Origin of the sequence: Hymenobacter glacieicola (assembly GCF_014640315.1) — a bacterium.
In the GTDB taxonomy this organism is placed as follows: Bacteria; Bacteroidota; Bacteroidia; order Cytophagales; family Hymenobacteraceae; genus Hymenobacter; species Hymenobacter glacieicola.
This window is the reverse complement of the sequence record NZ_BMGS01000025.1, coordinates 1-2,224: the sequence shown is the minus strand read 5'-3', so window position 1 is coordinate 2,224 and position 2,224 is coordinate 1. Positions and strand designations below refer to the sequence as shown.

The 2,224-nt window shown below is 53.6% G+C and carries 2 protein-coding genes; both read right to left on the bottom strand.

Going from position 1 to position 2,224, the window contains the following annotated elements; all coding sequences use genetic code 11:
- Positions 1-59: 59 nt before the first annotated feature.
- On the bottom strand, positions 60-1,118 hold the full coding sequence (locus IEW18_RS21530; RefSeq protein ID WP_188559956.1) for a glycosyltransferase family 4 protein: 1,059 nt from the start codon (positions 1,116-1,118) through the stop codon (positions 60-62).
- 129 nt (positions 1,119-1,247) lie between these two features.
- On the bottom strand, positions 1,248-2,174 hold the full coding sequence (locus IEW18_RS21525; protein WP_262891913.1) for a lipopolysaccharide biosynthesis protein: 927 nt from the start codon (positions 2,172-2,174) through the stop codon (positions 1,248-1,250).
- Positions 2,175-2,224 lie beyond the last annotated feature (50 nt).

The following is a 2,224-nucleotide window of genomic DNA, read 5'->3' as shown; positions in this document are numbered from 1 at the left end:
AAGGACGCCAAAGCCTGGTTCAACCATTGCGGCTATCATGTACACCGTTCATGAATCCGCTATAGCACCGGGTTTTCAAAGACAGCTTGAATAGCCTGGGCAAAGTCGGCGCCGGTAGCCTGTGAGCTCAATCGGTAGCCGTTGATGCCTTCCTCCACAAAATCAGCAATGCCTCCGGTATCCGTGGTAAAGGACGGCACCCCGAAGGAACTGGCCTCGCAAAAGGCAATGGCAGCGCACTCGGCACGGGTTGGCAGCAGGAAGAAGTCGGCTTCTTTGTACAGCTGCACCATGCGTTGCATCTCTGCTTCTTTGTTCTTGTCCAGAAACGGTATTACCGTGAGTTTTTCGTGCGTAAATCCGGCCGGTGGTACGCATCCACAAATGGTCAGGTGCGCATCTACGCCCCTGTTATTCAACTCCACAAGCGTGTTGAAGGCAATTTCACCGCCTTTTCTGTTCCATTCCACCCCTACAAACAGCAGCTTACACTGCGGTGTTCTTGGCCGGGCCAGCACTTCCTGGCGGGGTAGTACTACCGGAAAGTTCGCCCCGAACGGCACGACCTCCACTTTGCTGGCGGGGGCCCGAAAATCATTGATGGCCGAGTTGGCAGCCCACTGGGAAGAGTAAATCAGCAGGTCGGCCCTGGTAATTGCCCGCTGCTCAATATACGCCAGCTCGCGCTTGGAAACGGGTAGCAGGCTGGACAGGCCTGGGTAGTAGTCGATCAGCTGCGTGATGGTAGAGTCGCAGCAGTAGACAATTGGCAACTCCGTTTCCAGAAAGGCAAACTCAGTATAACCCGCCGGTGCGAATATGAGGTCATACTTTCCCTTCTTCAGCTTTCGCGCAAATATGCCGGCGTATAACCGGGAAGTTAATACGCTGATGCTGTAGTGGTAGCGCCCGCCCTTCGTGAGCTTTCCCACTACTTTGTTTACCCGGTCGCCGAGGGCAAACAAAAAGCGTAGACTTACCGGGCCCAGGTAGTCAACTTCTCCAACATGGGCTTCCAGGCTTTGGCTTATCATGTAGTGCAGCCCAGACCACGAACGTCGACTGTGCGGGTCAGTTGAGGTCAGAAAGGCAATGCGGTAGGGACGGGAAATAGGCATTGTGATGAAATCAGGCGTGGTGAAGGGCCCAGGAGCTGCTCGAAGCAATTAACATACCTGAGCGAAACTAGCGCAGCAGCTGAGTTGGTAGCAGGAAGACCCCGAAAAGTACTAGCCGGACTGGAAAGCTTAGGACAACGGAACAACCAATAGTATGCGCTGCAGCCGGGCGGGTACATACGGCCCGAAAGGGCGCCGCAGAAACACAAGCCAGGTAAATGCGGCCAGCAGAACACCGGCTAAGCACCCCAGCAGGCCAAATAGCAGCACTGTGTTGGGAAGCACTACCTGCGCCCATTGCACGAGCATATACACTACCCCTCCCGCCACACTAATCCCCGCGGCCGGTACTAGTATGGAGGACCAGGAATCACGCAGCGGAATGGCCAGGTATTTTTTCAGCAGGTAAGGAGTATACCAGCTGGAGGTAAGCGAAGAAGCAATTAAAGTGCCCACCAACACCCCCGGCAGACCGATCTGCTGGCCCAGGAATACCGACAGGGCAATGTTGAGGCCTGCCTCGAAGAGGCTCATCAGGCTCAGCTGACGACTGTTGCCCTTAGCGTATAAAAAGAAGGACATGGAGCGTACTATCGTTTGCTGCACCATCAGAACCAGAGCCAGACTCAGCACCAGGTTACTGGCGAAAAAGCTGGGCCCTACCCAGAGCGTAATAAACCACTGGTTAAAGCACAGAATCAGCCAGAAAGCCAGCGCACCAAGCGTGCTGGTTAACAGCAGTACGCGGCGGTACTGCTCCCGGGCCCGGTCGCTCGACTCATGGGTCACAATCTCCATCACCGCGGGAGTGGCATTTTCTGTTACCCGGCTCAGCAAGCTCAATCCTACCTCCGGAATGCGCACTGTAATAGAAAATACGGTTACTGCCGCCAGTGAAACTACTTTACCAATAACCAGTCGATCCGTATTTAAAATAATTTGGGTAGCCAAACCATGCAAAAACATAAACCGGCCATTGCTAAATAACAATTTCAGCAAAGGTTTATCGAAGTGAATTCGGGATATTTTCAGCTTAGGGTAATATAGCGGATTCACAGACGGTGTAGCTGCTGATGCCTCACCTACGTAAGCAGGTATATGCAAGC